This window comes from Vibrio sp. McD22-P3 (genome assembly GCF_021568915.1).
In the GTDB taxonomy this organism is placed as follows: Bacteria; Pseudomonadota; Gammaproteobacteria; order Enterobacterales; family Vibrionaceae; genus Vibrio; species Vibrio mediterranei.
Genome location: NZ_JAKGTN010000011.1, coordinates 99211 through 116117, shown reverse-complemented (window position 1 = coordinate 116117; position 16907 = coordinate 99211). Strand labels below are relative to the sequence as shown.

Genomic DNA, 16907 nt, shown 5'->3' with positions numbered 1-16907 from the left:
GTAAGCATACGTACCTAGTGTTCAGAAAGAAACGGAACCCTAATAAAATTGCCATCTTGGTCGACCATCACAACCTTACTACGGTTGAGCTCAACTTCCGTCACTTCCAGTCGAGAGCGCTCGTTGATATAAGCCCCCTTCAGTTTCTTTGACGGCGAAACTTGAGGTTCCTCTTGATTGATCACTATGTCACTTTTGAATTCAGGAAGTGTTTTTGAGTGAGGTAACATGGTTTTCTTTAAATTGACAAACATTGGGTTCGGAAATCATAGCGCTAAGTGAGCTATTAACTCAATTGTTTCTTTCTTGAGTGATGACATTATGAGCAATAGACCGTCAGTATTGATCTAAGGGCTGTTATAACGAGTTTTGTTATGCTTTAATCAAGCTAGATTTTGACAATAATTTAGGAAAGGACTTATGAGTAGCGTATTCGAGATCGTTGCACAAGCACGTCGTAAGAACAAACTAAAACGCGAGCTTCTAGATAACGAGAAAAAAGTTCGTGATAACCGTAAACGTGTAGACTTGCTAGAAAACTTGATGGACTACATCAAGCCTGAAATGACTCACGATGAAATCGTCACCATCATCAAAAATATGAAAGCAGACTACGAAGATCGTGTTGATGACCACATCATCAAGAGCGCCGAGATTTCAAAAGCTCGTCGTGATATCAGCCGTCGCATTCGCGAACTGACTGAAGAAGACAAGCAAATGGTTCAAGGTAAGAAGTAATCGCCTAACCGGATTTATAAGCCCGCTTTTAAAGCGGGCTTTTTTTTAACATTTTACTCAACAAAAACCGTTCTTCGTAACTAAGGTCAGCCAAAAAAACGTTTGCGTAATCGCTAACCCTCTCCGAACACAAAAGTGAGGCTTCCATCACAGAACTCTGGCTGATATAGTGCACCCGAATTAGCAACACCGTTCGAGGCAAGGAGCTTCCTCGTAAATCTCATGATGAGAAGAATAGGTACCAGACTCACTGGCAAGATTTAGAGGAGCACATTATGGACATTAATATGGTTGAGTTATTGGGTTATGCAGCATCAATTATGGTGGCTATCTCATTAACGATGAAGGATATCGTAAAGCTACGAGTGTTGAACTTTATCGGCTGTGCATTATTTACAGCTTATGGACTGGCTATTGATTCTATGCCAGTTGTTATCACCAACGGCTTTATAGCTTGCGTCAACGTTTACTTCCTAATCAAGATGCAACAAGAAAAGCGTGTTGTAAGCTCTAACGCTTAGTACAAACAGAATTCGAAAAAAGCCTCACTAGATGAGGCTTTTTTATACGTAATGGTTTCTTGCTTAACCAAACCAACGACTGAACCACGTTATTTCACCGTAAGCGACCAGATCAAAAATTGTCAAAAACACAGCAGTAATAATCGCTAATTTCACCAGTTTATAAGCGATGAGCATCATACCAAGTTTACCCTTTGTATTTGAAAGTCTGAAAGATTTTACTTCCTTCTCGATGAATCACAAGTGATGTTGTTTTCACTTAGCTTTTTATGCGGGCCGGCAAGTCCAAGCATTACGTATTAATCCACTTTTCAACAAAGCCTCCGCTTCGAGAGCATTGCAATTAAGCCAATCTGAAACCGATTCAGCCGCAAGCAGCGCTGGCATACGGTGATGATAGCGTAGATACTCCTGTGTCGGTGCAGTTGTGAGTGTGATAACCCGCGTCGACTCCGGATAACCAATAGCTGCCATATACAAAGGCGACTTATCTGCTGCATAAAATAAATACTTGGTTTTGTTTTCAGTGGACGAGGTTTCTTGACTCCATTCATACCAACCAAAGCATGGTACAACGACCCTATGTAAAGCAAAAGCTTGTTGAAAAGTCGGTTTAATAGATACCGTTTCAGCTTGAGCATTAATAATCAACTTACTACTCCAGCTTGTTCGGAGCCCCCAACCAAGTGGAAACTGAAATAATTCTTGTTCGGGAGACGCAACAATGCATTGAAGCCGTTCGCTCGGCCGAATGTCTAGATTGGGCGCGGCATAAAAAGCAATGCCAAGTTGACGTGATACAAATTGGCTAAATGGATCATCGATAATGTTAAGTCGACCGCACATAGTAAAACTAAACCAGTTTTTTTTGATAATTATAGAGGATCACGTGCGATTTCTCTTGACGACGCAAGCCTTGGCTCTTAGTTTTGATTACGGAACGCCTTTGCTTGCGCGTCTGGAACGGCCGAGATTAAGCGGTTCTCGGCCAACCCCTTTCTTATCAGCTTCTAAGATAAAAAATACCAAAAAAAAGAAGCCAGCTCATTTGAGCTGGCTAAAGTGCAGTGTGGGCTAAATTGCCCCTCCTGGTATAAAGTAGACTAGTAGCGACCATGCGCCTATCCAACTCAGTACCACAAGCGTATCAATCCAATCTCTGTTCCACATGGTTCCTCCAGTGAATGTGGCGCAATCTGTTTCGATAGACTGCAACCGTCAAGATCAGTTCAATAAAAGCAATTTACGTTCCATTATTTTGGAACCGAGTCTTTGTTTTCTCGGTTTATTCTATTCACTACATACGGTCTATCCGATAAAAGCTTTATAAAACAATCAGCCATAGACCAATTTGTAACAGTACCTGTCCCTTCCATATTTAATATGGCGTCGTAGCCCTCTTTTCCTTTCATGGTGTAAGCGCTTGAACTGCCAGTATATATTTTGTTCAACTCGATTGGCTGGTTAGCAATCTTAATATCTGTAACTCGAGCCCCTTTAGGTTTGTCTTTGTCATAATGAAACTCAAGTTGCGACGTATATGGATAACTGCCTGAACCCGTTCCTATAACACCATTACCTATTGCGTTGTCGATTGCGCCTTCGATGATACGTGGAATGTACTTCCCTTTTATCTTATAGATGCCTATCGGCACGGCAAAAGGCAATAATTTTCCGGCAATGTCCGCCACCGAAATAGCGCCGCGATTAAGGGAATTGCGTACGCCACCCGCATTGTGAATAGCAAAGTCAACCTGATGACCAAGCGCTTTCATGGTGTGCAAAAATGACGCAGCAACGAGAGGAGCAATCTCACTACCGCCCTGTTCATCTGGGAGCCTAATATGTCGAAGAGTATGATTCAGAGTCGTCACTTTTTGCTCTTGTAATGCCTTTACTCTAGGACGGTACTTATCATTCATTATCTGTTTGATTGACGGATGTTTGCGACAAACCTGGACGTTCGGATGCGATTGAACTCTATCTCGAATCGCTTCATAAGGAATGGATGATACCTCACCGTCTACATCCATAAACACTCGGCGTCCGACTAACAGTTCGTTTTTGCCGTAAAAGCTCACCACTGAACCATCACTATCAAACTCAATTTCACAATGGCCCATCATCATCGCATGGTAGCCCGCTTGAACCACATATGTGCCATTCACATTAACGCCATAGTGATCTTTGGAAGCCAATCCTAGTTGAGAAAAGTCACCCTGTAACACATGGCTATGTCCGCCGATAATAAGCCCAACACCTTCCAATTGGCCCGCTATTTCAAGGTCGGTCTCATAGCCCATATGGCTTAAGATAATGATTTTATTGATACCACTTTGTTTAATGGCGGCGATAGTCGCTCGCGCAACCTCTAGCGAAGACTCAAAGCTTGTATCACAGTCCGGGTTCGCGATGTCAGCCATTTTGTCGATAGACAAACCATAGATGGCCACTTGTTCGTTCCCAACACTCTTCACTATCCATTGTGCAGTTTTTTGCTCCACATCATATTGGTATAGATTCGGATGCCCATTTAGCGGAAACTCTTTGTCCCCCTCTCTAGAGAGGTTCCAGTTACCCGCCAATAACGGAAACTCTATTTCTCTAATGAACTTCCCGACAGGTTCATTACCCATATCAAGTTCATGATTACCCAGTGCCATCGCATCTGGTCTAAGTTCATTGAGTAATTCAGCGTTTGCTTCGCCCTTAAATAAAGAGAAGTACAGCGTCCCTTGAAAACAATCACCTGCATGTAACAGCAAGAATGCCTCATCATCCGCCTGTGCTCTCAGCTGTTCAACTCGAGTTGCAATGCGTGCAAAGCCGCCAGCGCTAACAAATGGTTGATATACAGTTTCGTTATGGACGATGGTTAATGGAAGAGACGTTGGTTCAAAGTATGAGTGAGTATCATTGATATGAGCAATCGTTAGTTTGAGAGGTTTATTGTTTTTCTTCATAGCGTTTCTCTGTTATCTCCCCTCTGATGTTAGACCGCTTTATGTGACATTCCAATGAAGTTCTTGAAATGCAGAGCACATTATACAGGTCTGTGTTTGATATACATCACATAAATTCTCTATGGATATTTGAAATTAATATGAGCTTGATTACAGCTCAATCTCGAAAACCCTCTTATAATTGATTGAGATAGTTAGTATTTTCGATTCTACGTACTAACTACAACTTAAGGAGAATTGGATGAAGTTAGAACGCATTGATATATCCGGTTTTCGCGGCATTAAGCGCCTCTCTCTCGCGCTCAATGACCTAACCACGTTGATTGGTGAAAATACATGGGGTAAATCTTCTTTACTTGATGCCTTGTGTGTTGTACTTCCTGCTGACGGCGAACTGTATCAGTTCGAAATGAAAGATTTCCACGTCGATTACGCCGCTTCACATCCCCAAACGAGGCACCTACAGATTATTCTCTCCTTTGTAGCCACTGAAAGAAACGAAACTCACTCAGGCCGTTATCGCAAGCTCAAACCTATCTGGCAGCAAGACAGTAATGGAGTAGAACGTTTCTATTATCGAATCAGCGCTACATTAGAAGGCTATGATGTCACTCAGCACTATGCCTTTCTTGATGTAAATGGTTCTCCGCTACGGTTACACCATTCAGAGAAATTAGCGCAAGAGTTGATGACACTTCACCCTGTTATACGACTTAGAGACTCGCGTAGATTCTACCACCATGAGATTGCTACTAATGGTCATAACTCACGCTCTGAAAAGCGAATTAATAACACAGTGCGTCGATTAATGGCGATACCTGGCCATGTGAATAAAGGAGAAATGAAAAGTAGCCTCAACTCGATGAAGGTGTTGGTAGAGCACTATTTTTCATTTAAAAGCCACTCACGAGGACTTTCCAAAAATGGCAATCGCGATGGGGTATTCTTCTCGCGGCCTTCAAATGAGCAAAATCTCTCCCAAGTGATCGATGAAACGAAGAACCATCAAACGCGGTTGCTGCTATTGGGGTTGCTCAATGCTTATCTACAGGCAAAAGGTCCAACTGAACTCAGACGTTGCGCACGTCCAATACTCATCATTGAAGATCCTGAAGGTCGTTTACACCCAACTCACCTCTCCCGCGCGTGGAGCTTATTGCAAATGCTTCCTATGCAAAAGATCCTCACAACGAACAGTAGTGACTTACTCGGCGCAGTCCCACTGGAATCTATCCGCCGACTCGTCAGACAGTCTGATAAAACTGTTACGACAAGTATTTCTCCTAACAACCTAACTAAAGATGACTTGCGACGGGTTGGTTTTCATATCCGATTTCATCGTTCGCGCGCACTTTTTGCCCGTTGTTGGTTACTGGTTGAAGGCGAGACTGAGGTATGGCTGTTCAATGAGCTCGCTAATCTTTCGGGCTATAACCTATCCGCTGAAGGCGTTCAAATCATTGAATTTGCACAATCAGGTCTTAAGTCTTTGATCAAAGTCGCTCAAGCATTTGGTATTGACTGGCATGTTGTTACGGACGGTGATGCTGCCGGAAAGAAATACGCAACTACTGTTATTCATCAATTACATGGCGACCATCCGCGCCATCATTTAACCGAATTACCCGATAGAGATATTGAGCACTATCTGTATACACATGGTTTTGAAGATTTCTTTAGGGATCTCATCAAAATTCCTCATGACCACCCAATACCACCAAAAAAGGTGGTCACCCGTGTACTCAAAAAGTTTGCAAAACCCGACCTCGCACTGGCGATTGTGGCAGAATGTGAAGAAAGAGGACCAGACAGCATCCCTCTATTGATAAGGTGGATCTTGAAACGAGTTGTGACTATGGCGAACGGTAATACTTAATGAAAAGCCTGATATCAATTGTTTTGATACCAGGCTTTAACTTTGAAATTCAGTCTTTTACTAACTCTTGAGTCGTTTTGACGGAAAGCTGTTGATGTAACCAAAGTCCACTGGCTTTCATTGAATAGCCAAACAGTCCACCAAGCACTAAAGACGGTACAACGATTTGCCAGTCACCATTGGCTGCAAAAGTTGCGCAAGCACCAATAAACGTACCTGGAATGTAACCTAACCAATCACGTTTTGCTTGAAAACACATAAAGAATGAAACTAAAGCCGTCATTAAATAGCCAACGATCTCTAGGTTGACCAGTGAAGAGCCATGAATGATCACTAAAGCCCAAACGACACCAGACATATTGGTTAGTAAGCTTTGTGCTAAACCTTTTACACCATCTTTCGGTGATGCAAAGTAACTTGTACACCCTAGGAACCCGGCCCACGATAACAAACCTAACGACATCGCTGTCCATCCCCAGATGCCAGAGAGAATACCTGTGGTAATTGAAATAGCGATTAGTGGACTCATAAAGGGTTAACCTAGCAAAATGATTGATTATGCTAGGTTAACAAACACACTGAATATTGACGTGATTACGATCACGTTAAAATTATTTAAATTACATTGCGTACATTAATTATGTGATAAATATCACTATAAAACTGAAGGGCGACCTTTCATCATTCGTAGCCCCTCTCTCTTTGCACATTCAGCTAAAGGGTTCTCGGCCATATCAGCACGCCAGATGAATGACAGTGTGCGTTCCATTTCTAGTTCGGGAACGTTCAACGCAACCAACTGACCAGCTTCAATAAAGCGCTCTACATCAAGATATGGTAAGCAAGTTAGGTATTGGCTATTTGCGACCATGCTACGAAGCACGGGTACGTGCTCGTATTCGCGCCAGACATCTAAGTCTGCAATGAGATGGTGAATGGAGCTATCAAAGATTTTACGAGTACCGGAACCATGTTCGCGCAATACCCAGCGCGCTTGCTCCAGTTGAGCGAGACTCACTCTATCTCTTTTTGCAAAAGGGTGATGGGCAGATGCCACCACAGTCAAGTGGTCTCGACACCAAACTTCTTGGTGAACTCGATTATCGTCGCAACGACCTTCAATAATGCCAAGGTCGTATTTGTAATCCAAAACACCTTCGATAACTGAGTCAGTACTCTGCACTCCCAACGTAATTCTCATTTCTGGGAAGTCGTTGTCGATTGCACTAATAAGATCAGGGACTAAGTGTTCTGCTGGTGTTTGACTAGCACCAAGCTTTAATTCGCCACTCAATAGATGCTGTTCGTAAAACCCCATCTCAATTTGCTGGGCGTCTTGTAACAAGCGTTTCGCTTTTGGACGCAGCCAGACTCCCCAATGGGACAACGCCATCTGCTTACCCTGACGTTCAAATAAAGGGCGGCCAAGCATTTTCTCTAATTGCGCTAACGACATGCTAGTGGCTGATTGGGTTAAAGACAGCTTTTCAGCAGCTTGACTGACACTTCCTGTATCGGCTACTGCATCAAATACTGCTAACTGCTTTAATGAATATCGCATCTGCTTTCCTTCCACTACTAAATCCAAATTGAATGCCGCAATCAATTCTCAGGCGTCGACCGGACATCATCAGTTTCCCTTATGCTGCCCGTCAGGTGGATTTTTTGTGATTATTATTTCACCACCAAGAATCTCATTAACCTGTCAATCTCTCACTTAAAAACAGTACGTTATGGACAACAGCCCTTATTCTACCTTGTGCAGATTAGTTATCAATATTTCTGATTTAGATTTTAAAAATTATCAATTTTACCACTAGGTACTCTACCCCTTAATCTAGATTCGAACACGGCAAGGGGCCTTGTTCTCGCACTTTGATTAAGGAGTTATGAAATGCGCGAAACATCCAATACGACAAGAGTAAGGAGTCATTAATGGCATCAGCTAGCTCCGACAATCATCTGCTCTTTTCGCCACTTGAAATGATGGCAGAAGCTGAAAAGTTTGCCTTAAGTAAAGCGAAGAAAACCAGTGGGATGACGATGAGTCTGGCCATCATGGCCGGGGCCTTCATTGGGCTTGCATTCCTTTTCTACATCACAGTTACGACTGGAAGTGCAGATGCAGGATGGGGACTAAGCCGATTAGCGGGTGGACTCGCATTCAGCATGGGTCTGATTTTAATTGTTATTTGCGGTGGAGAGCTATTCACCAGCTCTGTTCTCTCGAGCATCTCGTGGGCAAATAAGCAAATCAGTTTCAGAAAAATGCTGTCAATTTGGGGGAAGGTCTATGTCGGCAACTTTATCGGCGCAATGTTCTTGCTGTTGATTGTGTCAGCAGCCGGGCTTTACCAAATGGACAACGGTCAGTGGGGCCTTAACGCACTGAATATCGCTCAACATAAGCTTCATCATACGTGGGTACAAGCTTTTGCATTAGGTGTGCTTTGTAACCTACTTGTTTGCTTAGCGATATGGCTAACCTTTAGTTCAGCGAACGCTATGACGAAAGCTGCAATGACCGTCTTACCTGTCGCTATGTTCGTTAGCAGCGGTTTTGAACACTGCGTAGCAAACATGTTTATGGTGCCACTTGGAATCGTTATTCAGAACTTTGCGGGCAGCGAGTTTTGGGCGGCAACGGGTACAACCGCTGCACAGTTTAGCGACCTAACCCCAATGCACTTTCTCACTAATAACCTAATACCAGTCACGCTAGGTAACATCATCGGTGGCGCGGTTTTGGTAGGGCTTGCCAATTGGAGCATCTACCGAAGACCACAACTAAAAGCAGCAAATGTCACTGCAATCACAACAACTACTGCGCTAACGTCAGTAAAGGAGACGCAAATGAACAACAACATCATCGTAAAAGACATCATGAACACTCAACCGGTAACGCTTAGTGTTGAAATGCCTACTGCTGTTGCACTTGATACGCTTTTAGACCACAACTTAACAAGCGCACCAGTCACCGATATTGAAGGACGTTTGGTTGGCTTCTTCTCTGTCCACGACGTAATGGTCGATCTTTGGTGCCAAGACTACATTCCTGAGCAAGGTCAGAAAGTAGTGGACTTAATGAGCCGTGATGTCGTCGCCATCAATGCTACCGAAAAATTGGTTGATGTGGCTGAGTTTCTTTGTATCGACAAAGAACAGCTATACCCGGTGAGCTCTATGGGCATCGCTACAAGTTTCTCTACTCTATCACTTGAAGAACGCGCTAAAGCGATGAAGGTCAGTAAGCCACATGTGCTACCGGTTCTTGAGAATGGCGTCTTAGTAGGTGTGCTGTCTAGAGCAGAAGTTATGAAAGCAGTTCGCCCAATCTATGGTGAGCGCCTGAATATTGTTGAACGTGAGCTTGAAACTGCATAGTTCGACACAAAAGTTTTTGGCTAGGAAATAAGTCGTTTGGCCGAAAAAAGCCCCGGTGTAAAAACCGGGGCAATCTTATTCGTAAAGACTTAGTTATTATTATTTAAAACGGTACTGAACACCTGCGCCAGCAGATACTTGAGAATTAGAACGCTTACCTGCTGTTTCGTAGTTCACAGTCATTGATGACGACCAGTTTGCGTTAAATTGATATGCACCACCAAGAGCAAGAGCTTGCTTCGAACCCGCAGCACCAATACCAACACCCATAGCAAACTCACCAGCATCTTGAACCATTGGGCGTGCGTTAGTCACAGCGTGAGATGTTGCGACAACACCATCCATGCGGTCTTCAAGGTCTAGCATTTTGTTGCCCATTTTTGCCATATCAGCTTCTAAAGAGTCAATGCGTTTCGTGTTTGCAGCAATCTTGTTGTCTAGCGTGCTATATGCTGCAGTAGCTTCGGTATATGCTCCAGCAGCGATTTTTTCTAGTTCTCGTGCTGCCGCTGTCGCGTCTTCAACTTTCACATGTAGATCTGGCAGTGGTGCTGGAGCTGGTGCATCTTCAGTATCAACTTTTACTTTTGAAGCTGTTTCATCATACTTTTTGATTGATGCTGTGTGTTTCTTTCCATCAATGTATGAAGTGATTTCGACTTCTCCATCTTTGTTAGTTACCGTTCCGACAACTTCTCCTTCACCGTATTTAGTAATGATTTGACCTGCTTCGTCGATTACTAGCTCGTTCTCATCAAAAAAGTTTTCGAGGTCCCGATTTTCAACAATTTGATACTCATTGCTAGGGTCATCGATAATCACGTTATTTTCAGGAACGACGATAAAAGACTCATTGCCACCGACAGAGTCGCTATAGTCAATTTTGCTGCTGTTAATGTCGATCGCTACTGTCTCACCGGTGGACTTGTCTGTGACTGTATAAGTTTTGCCGTCAGTCTTGCCAACTTTTACAAACTCTTTTATTTTACCGTTATGGTCATAAAGCGTAGAATAAATATCGCCGCTTTTATCTACAGATAGGTTGTGCTGTTCAACAATATAATTAACCGTTGCTTCTGCGTCTTTCATGTCTATTACTTTTGGTGCTTGCCCAGCTATAACTGGTGCTGCGAATAAAGTAGTAAGTGAAAGTGCGATTATTGTCTTTTTCATTGTTATAACTCTTCGTATCAATAAGGAAAATAGGATTTATTATTTGGCGACTATCCCTTCGCCCTATCGAAACATCAGCCACTCACCGTAGACCAATCATTTCGCCAATTACCGAGCCGTTCCGTTGGTAACTGGTGTGCTCATTGCTGAGAACGAGGCGAATGTTAGATACAAAGATTTTTCTAATGTAGTTGAAGAAAATTAGTTATTTATAGAAAGCAGTTAACGAAATATTAGTAAATGATTCGCAACTTAAGAGGAAAGGAAATCTGACGATAGTTATCAGTATTTTTGATTTAGTTTGGTTCACAAAAAAGCCCCTTTAAAAAGGGGCTTGAAAAATCAAATTAGTATGCTGATAAGAAATGGTTATTTCTTCACGCCTTCTACGTGAAGTTCCATGTCAACATAGCTTGAATCGCCCATGACTGGAATCTTGAAATCAGCCAACTCTAAACGCGTAGTACCATTAAAGCCTGCACGCTCACCACCCCATGGGTCTTGTCCGGCTCCGATAAACTCTGCTTCAATCGTGATTGGTTGTGTTACACCGTGAAGTGTTAGGTCGCCCATTACGTCAAGTTTGCCGTCACCCTTGTCTTTTACACCAGTACTTTTGAACGTTGCTTCAGAAAACTTGCTTGCATCGATGAAGTCTGAACTGCGGATGTGCTTGTCACGCTCAGCATGATTTGAATCTAAGCTTGTAGTATCAACAACGACTTCTACCGCTGATGCGTCAATGTTTGCTGGATCATAGCTGAACTCGCCTGAAAAATTGTTGAATCTACCTTTAATAAAACTATAACCAAGGTGACTCACTTTAAAGTTAATAGAGGCGTGTGCACCCTTCGTATCAATTACATAGTCTGCAGCATTTGCACCTAGCGGCAACATCATTGCCACTGCCATTCCTGTAGCGATTAGTGTCTTTTTCATTTCGAAACTCCTAACATTTTTCGAAGAGTATTATCTTTGTTAATAAAGTGATGTTTTAACGCGGCTAGTGCATGTCCAGCGGCGGCAATAATAACGAACCAAGCAGCATAAAAGTGAACTTCGCCCGCTATGTCAGATTGGTTAGCAAACAACTCACCTGCTCCAGGTACAGTGAACCAATCAAATACTTCTATGCCCCTACCATCTGAGGTAGAGATTAAATAGCCACTGACGAATATAACGACCAGAGCTAGATACATCAGTAAGTGGCCAACTTTTGCACCTAATTGTTCAATAGCGTGGCCTTCAATTTTTGGCGTGGCAGTGACACTTTTCCAAAGAAGACGAAAAACCGTCAAACCAGCTAAGAGAATACCTATCGACTTATGCCAATGAGGAGCTGTTTTGTACCACTCGCTGTAGTAGGTTAAGTCAACCATCCATAACCCAACGGCAAACATTCCTATAATCACAATCGCAGAAAGCCAATGCAGCGCTCTCGCCATAGGGTTATAGTTTTTTACTTCGTTTCCAGTCATTACCAATTCCGTTATTTGATATTGCATCTCATTTAGTATCTTAACAACCATACAACCTTTGAGATACAGTATTTACCTAAATTGACACTTTAACGATAATCACTCTTTGATAATGTTCTTCAGTTTTTTCGAACAAGATATTTATTTATCAATTAGTCACTTAGCTATCTTCTGGCATTTCTATCTCATATAACTCATCACTAATGTCCATAATTTTCCGTTCAAGTACCTGTTTGGCATCATCTAACCCCTTGTTATAGAAGGCGGGACCTAATTTTTTGATTAGGAAATCTAGTAAAAACTCACCATCGAACTGCCCTAAGTCATAGTCAAGTTCATCACTAAAATAGGTTTGTAAATCACTAATGAGCTCTGCTCTTTTTTTGCTATCGAACATGTTATTCCTAATTATTTGTTACAATTAAAGGGTTAACTATAACACTGCTTGAGTTAAGGCAAGTATTCCGCAGTGGATCCCCGTCCCGCTTTCACAATTTTCCACGCAAGTCTCATAATCTTTGATTATTTTCCTTATAAGTTTCATTTTTGAAACCCATAAACTATCATAAAGACAATTTTATGGAGGAAGCATGACCGACGGATATCAAGAACGCATTTCTGCACTGCTAAAAGAGAAAAATATTACCAATAACGAGTTGGCCGAAGCGATCGGAAAAGGTAAAGCCACAATAGGACGTTACCTCACGAAAGGCCCAACACGTACTTATCCGTCTATTGAAGATCTTTCATTAATCGCTGATTATTTTAAAGTGCAAGCGCATTGGCTTTGCTTTGGTGTAGGCGACAAACATACAGACGCTGAAGATATTACCCATGCAGCAAACCAAAGTGCGATCACTGTAGCTGTTTATAATCGTACAGAGGTCAATGCACTGTTAAGCGGCGACATGCCACCTTCAGTCGGATCTATACCTGTTCCTCCTGAATACAAAAAGTGTTTTGGCGTAATGTACCCAGTTACTGGGTCCGTCTCCTATAAATGGGATTGTATCGCGCTCGTTAATCCAAATAAGCCTTGGGTTAACGATGACATCGTACTAGCAAGACTTCCGGGTAACCCCTATCCGGATTTTTTTACTCTTGTTAAAGTTGGTACCATCATCCACGTCTGGTATGGCGACGACACAACCAAGAATGCGATCCATCAAGTCAGTGATAATGATATTGATGTGTTGGGTGTCGTGCGTTGGGGCACTTGGGAAAAACGAATCTAATAAAGATTCCGTTTCAAGGAAGAAGGATTTTTCATTGTTGCAAGATATCGTAGTTCATAGTATTCGCAACTTTCAAGCAGACTGCCAAAAACTCTGCCACCAGCACTACCCTGCCGTCCATAATGGTGGAATGATCGAACATCACCTCGGACTCGCGTTTGCAAGACGAGTTTCCGCAAGCTTTATAAGCTTGGGCCATGAGGCAACACTAGCACCGTTAGATTCGAGAAACGATTCAGCAAGCTCATGTAATTATCGGGTCAGTTCTTCTTTGGGGACTATTTGGATAATCACTCATCATTTCATCAATGCTAACTCTGCAAGTAAAGAGCGCCTATTTACTCACCTTCAACAATGGCAAGCAGAGAATCATTACGCCATTCAATCTAAGGATATTTTGGTGATTGTCGCCGACCACTGGATCAATCGGTGTGCTCAGAGCAGAGGAATTATCCATTGGTGGCAAAATACACTGCCACCCGATCTCGACTGTTATGCCCGCCAAGGAGTTAAATTGCTTGAGGCCGATAGTTCACTTAGCGGCTCACTTCGAAATCGACTTGCGATGACACCTAGCTTCATTAATTTCACTCATCCGTTAAAAAGAACGGCTAATCAAGACCCAGTATTAAAGTACGTTCAGCTTTTCGCCATTATTTATCCATAACCCCCTTTGTTTTTCATGGTAGTTGTCATCAAACTTTAACTACAATTTCTCATAGTGGTTCCGTTACTAACCAAACCAGAGTTGAAGTGAAAAGTCTCAAACGATACCAATATGAAAAATACGCTGTGTTGTGTAACTTGGCATACCCTCGAGTATTCAAACAAACACGCTACGGTTTCGATCCTAACGGACAACGAATTGTCGCCAATAGATCTGGAAAAACCGTCGTTCGTATTCTGTGGAGCCAAAACAAAGAAGAAGCGGTCATCGTAATTAAAGGCTCTCACAGTCCTACTGATTGGTTATTAAACTTCGCTATGTGGCAAAGAAGCTGTCGACACTTTGGGCTCAACTACTCCATCCACGCAGGCTTTCACTTTATTCTTAACCAAGAAAGCCAACCCACACACAAAAAAGACCAATTAGGTCTTTCTGTATTCGAACGCACGATGAGCATCGCTTCTGAGTTGATTGAGAATGGTAAACGTATCGCGATTACAGGTCATTCCTCTGGTGGCGCGATCGGATGTATTATTGCTGATGCACTTGAACAAAAATACCCTAAGTCGATAAAACGCATTGTTACGTTTGGCCAACCTGCTATTGGGGGTTATGGATTTAAAAAGCGTTTTAAATTAGCCCATAAAACTTACAGAATATGTTGTGACCTCGACGTCGTCACGTTTTTACCGCCCATTCCATTCGCGTACTGGCACGTGGGAAAAATGTTATGGCTCTACAACGGGCGCATTTATGAAAACACACCTTCATTAGTGAGGTTTGGGCGTTCATTAGTATCCTGGTTAGCTCGGCCTTTTTCCTATCATTTAATGAGCAAATACATAAGGAACAAGGATTTCTTTGATGAACGTTAAAATGAGATGTGTTTCAAAAAAAACATACAAATCTATAAATAGTTAATCGATTACATTAATCAATACTATTGCTATCGCAAATATGAGACAGATCAACGTAGTTAAGATTTTTGGCCGAGTTTTGTCTGCTTTTTATACAAGATTTCATCAAATTATAAACACTGAGACAAATTCACTTTCAAAAAACGTTAATGGTTCACCTTAGCTCAGCCAATAATAGTGATATTTATCACAGATATCATTCAGTTACTGAATTTGACATCCGCGATCAGCGTGCCATGATAGTTTGAATTTCATTTATAAAACGCTGTAAATGCTGCTAACCGATAAACATCAATTTTCCCAACGAATAAGACTCGATCGTTCAGGGTGCTGTATTGCAACCTATAAACACTTGACCTTAAAAAGTGTGTTCCAGCCTATATTCAATATAAGAAATGAAATAATCGGTATGGAAGCATTGGTTCGCTTATTTGACCAAAATGACGAGCCAATTCCACCCAATCTATTTTTCCAGAATGACGAAATTTCATTAGCCGATCAACTCAATGTGGACAGATTAAGCCGCGCCATTCATCTGCGTAATTTCAGTATGTCCTTGTACAACAATCGACTTATATTTCTTAATTTCCTTCCGATCTCTAGTGAAAGGCTGGCGGCAGAAGGATTGAAATCATCACTGTTAATGTCTCGACTTAAAGCTTTGCAAATCGATAATAAAAGAGTCGTTGTTGAGCTTGTGGAGTTAACGGCCTTTAGTGCGAGAACATTGGCTTCAGCTGCACGCCAGCTAAGTAACGAAGATTTTCTAATTGCTATCGACGATTTTGGATGTAAAGAATCAAGTCCAGAAAGGGTTAAGCAAGTTAGACCTAATATACTAAAGTTGGACCGTCAGTTGCTTACTGAGTATATGAGTGGAAATCAACGACCGTTACTAACGGGTTTAAAACTTGCTAAACAATCGGGTGCGAAGACCGTAATAGAAGGTGTAGAGACAGAAGAACAACATGTTGCGATGAAAGCGCTGAAGATCGACTTCTATCAAGGATATCACTTGGCTATGCCAACTGCTTTGCTTCCTAGATTGCAACAAGTGGTTTAAAATCGTTTACCTAACATAAACGTCACGCCTTCCCTCGTCTTACCACTCTGCGCCATTAACGAGGCTTCCCAGTTATCACTGAACTCTTTTTGCATTCCAACCATTGTCGACCATCTACTTGAAGTTTGTTTGGCACTAAACCGGATGTCTGCAAACTGTCCTTTAAGTTGCCTTTGATAATCTTGGTACTGTCCACCGACTACAACTTTCCAGCCGCTGTCCCCGATATTAAACCCTACTAGCGGAGTCACCACCAAGGCGTCCAAATCAACACCTACACCGGAGACAGCTGTAGAGACATATTGTGCATCTATGGTCGTAAAAAACTGTTTATGCCCATACGCTAAGGTTGTGCCTATCGATGTAATGGTCGACGTCGTTGCCATTCCATTAAGTTCTAGCTTTGCAATGTTGTCGTTAATTAAATCATTAACACCAATTGATATGTCCGATGTAGTGACCGCTTTGCCTATCATGGCGTTAAAACCCCAAAAAGGCAGCAACCAAACATCACCTCTCACCGCGATAATACTCGTTGTATTTACCGTTTGACTTGCTCCGTCCGGCAATAAGTCCCCTACCGCCTCACCGTCAACTTTAAAGTCGCTCAAGTTCATTAAGTCTTCTTGCTGATGAGTAAACAATGATATCCCGATCGGTTTGGGCAGCCTAATTCCAACGCTACGTACTCGATCTCCAAAGAAAGGCAGAGTACGACCAAAATCTTCGTCCTTTACTTTTAAATGAGACGAAACGGCTGATTCATTGGCTAATGCCATGGTGCTTATCAATGTCAAACAGAAAACAACGTTACGCATGAAACTAGATAGAGCTCTAATAATATTAAGGGGAGCAAGATATTATCAGGTCGTCAAATACAAAAATAATTTTG

The 16907-nt window shown here is 42.2% G+C and carries 18 protein-coding genes; 8 read left to right on the top strand and 10 right to left on the bottom strand.

Translation table 11 applies throughout. The annotated features are described in order from the left end of the window. Nucleotides 1–14: 14 nt before the first annotated feature. The gene (locus L2W36_RS14485; RefSeq protein ID WP_236110448.1) at nt 15–230 is read right to left on the bottom strand and encodes a hypothetical protein; all 216 of its coding nucleotides are present in this window, start codon (nt 228–230) and stop codon (nt 15–17) included. Nucleotides 231–420: 190 nt separating this feature from the next. Between L2W36_RS14485 and L2W36_RS14480 the strand changes: the two genes are divergently transcribed. Then, nucleotides 421–738 carry a DUF496 family protein gene (locus tag L2W36_RS14480; protein WP_006072802.1) on the top strand — a complete coding sequence of 106 codons (318 nt, stop codon included), beginning with the start codon at nt 421–423 and terminating at the stop codon, nt 736–738. Between the two features lie 275 nt (nt 739–1013). Further along, entirely contained in the window at nt 1014–1259 is a 246-nt protein-coding gene (locus L2W36_RS14475) for a YgjV family protein (RefSeq protein WP_006072803.1), read from the top strand. A 267-nt stretch (nt 1260–1526) separates the two neighbouring features. On the opposite strand, the gene L2W36_RS14470 is transcribed toward L2W36_RS14475, so the two are convergent. Both L2W36_RS14470 and L2W36_RS14465 read right to left on the bottom strand, forming a co-directional pair. Further along, nucleotides 1527–2105 carry an SOS response-associated peptidase gene (locus tag L2W36_RS14470; RefSeq protein ID WP_236110381.1) on the bottom strand — a complete coding sequence of 193 codons (579 nt, stop codon included), beginning with the start codon at nt 2103–2105 and terminating at the stop codon, nt 1527–1529. Between the two features lie 407 nt (nt 2106–2512). Further along, nucleotides 2513–4222 (bottom strand): bifunctional metallophosphatase/5'-nucleotidase, encoded by a 1710-nt coding sequence (locus L2W36_RS14465; protein ID WP_236110380.1) that lies wholly within the window; start codon nt 4220–4222, stop codon nt 2513–2515. A gap of 241 nt (nt 4223–4463) precedes the next feature. Between L2W36_RS14465 and L2W36_RS14460 the strand changes: the two genes are divergently transcribed. Further along, nucleotides 4464–6098: an ATP-dependent endonuclease gene (locus L2W36_RS14460; protein WP_006072807.1), complete on the top strand. Its 1635-nt coding sequence runs from the start codon at nt 4464–4466 to the stop codon at nt 6096–6098. Between the two features lie 49 nt (nt 6099–6147). Here L2W36_RS14460 and L2W36_RS14455 read toward each other — a convergent pair whose 3' ends face one another. Continuing rightward, entirely contained in the window at nt 6148–6627 is a 480-nt protein-coding gene (locus L2W36_RS14455) for a DUF1097 domain-containing protein (RefSeq protein ID WP_006072808.1), read from the bottom strand. A gap of 126 nt (nt 6628–6753) precedes the next feature. Beyond that, nucleotides 6754–7659 (bottom strand): LysR substrate-binding domain-containing protein, encoded by a 906-nt coding sequence (locus tag L2W36_RS14450; RefSeq protein WP_006072809.1) that lies wholly within the window; start codon nt 7657–7659, stop codon nt 6754–6756. Between the two features lie 374 nt (nt 7660–8033). Between L2W36_RS14450 and focA the strand changes: the two genes are divergently transcribed. After that, nucleotides 8034–9482 carry a formate transporter FocA gene (focA, locus tag L2W36_RS14445; protein ID WP_063603544.1) on the top strand — a complete coding sequence of 483 codons (1449 nt, stop codon included), beginning with the start codon at nt 8034–8036 and terminating at the stop codon, nt 9480–9482. Nucleotides 9483–9581: 99 nt separating this feature from the next. Here focA and L2W36_RS14440 read toward each other — a convergent pair whose 3' ends face one another. The 4 genes from L2W36_RS14440 to L2W36_RS14425 form a co-directional block, all read right to left on the bottom strand. Then, a complete protein-coding gene (locus L2W36_RS14440) occupies nt 9582–10655 on the bottom strand; it encodes a YadA C-terminal domain-containing protein (RefSeq protein ID WP_236110379.1) in 1074 nt (357 codons plus the stop codon). A gap of 369 nt (nt 10656–11024) precedes the next feature. After that, the gene (locus L2W36_RS14435) at nt 11025–11594 is read right to left on the bottom strand and encodes a YceI family protein (protein ID WP_006072812.1); all 570 of its coding nucleotides are present in this window, start codon (nt 11592–11594) and stop codon (nt 11025–11027) included. Next, on the bottom strand, nt 11591–12133 hold the full coding sequence (locus tag L2W36_RS14430; protein WP_198558898.1) for a cytochrome b: 543 nt from the start codon (nt 12131–12133) through the stop codon (nt 11591–11593). The genes L2W36_RS14435 and L2W36_RS14430 overlap by 4 nt, the downstream gene beginning before the upstream one ends. Before the next feature lie 160 nt (nt 12134–12293). Beyond that, the gene (locus tag L2W36_RS14425) at nt 12294–12530 is read right to left on the bottom strand and encodes a DUF2164 domain-containing protein (protein WP_006072814.1); all 237 of its coding nucleotides are present in this window, start codon (nt 12528–12530) and stop codon (nt 12294–12296) included. Between the two features lie 193 nt (nt 12531–12723). Here L2W36_RS14425 and L2W36_RS14420 point away from each other — a divergent pair, with 193 nt between their 5' ends. The 4 genes from L2W36_RS14420 (at nt 12724) to L2W36_RS14405 (ending at nt 16015) form a co-directional block, all read left to right on the top strand. Beyond that, a complete protein-coding gene (locus L2W36_RS14420; protein ID WP_236110378.1) occupies nt 12724–13368 on the top strand; it encodes a helix-turn-helix domain-containing protein in 645 nt (214 codons plus the stop codon). A gap of 34 nt (nt 13369–13402) precedes the next feature. Then, a complete protein-coding gene (locus L2W36_RS14415) occupies nt 13403–14035 on the top strand; it encodes a hypothetical protein (RefSeq protein WP_236110377.1) in 633 nt (210 codons plus the stop codon). An 86-nt stretch (nt 14036–14121) separates the two neighbouring features. Beyond that, nucleotides 14122–14910 (top strand): lipase family protein, encoded by a 789-nt coding sequence (locus tag L2W36_RS14410; protein ID WP_236110376.1) that lies wholly within the window; start codon nt 14122–14124, stop codon nt 14908–14910. A gap of 313 nt (nt 14911–15223) precedes the next feature. Further along, on the top strand, nt 15224–16015 hold the full coding sequence (locus L2W36_RS14405; RefSeq protein ID WP_038222630.1) for an EAL domain-containing protein: 792 nt from the start codon (nt 15224–15226) through the stop codon (nt 16013–16015). Here the strand turns inward: L2W36_RS14405 and L2W36_RS14400 are convergent. Then, a complete protein-coding gene (locus tag L2W36_RS14400; protein ID WP_236110375.1) occupies nt 16012–16794 on the bottom strand; it encodes a hypothetical protein in 783 nt (260 codons plus the stop codon). The genes L2W36_RS14405 and L2W36_RS14400 overlap by 4 nt on opposite strands. Nucleotides 16795–16907 lie beyond the last annotated feature (113 nt).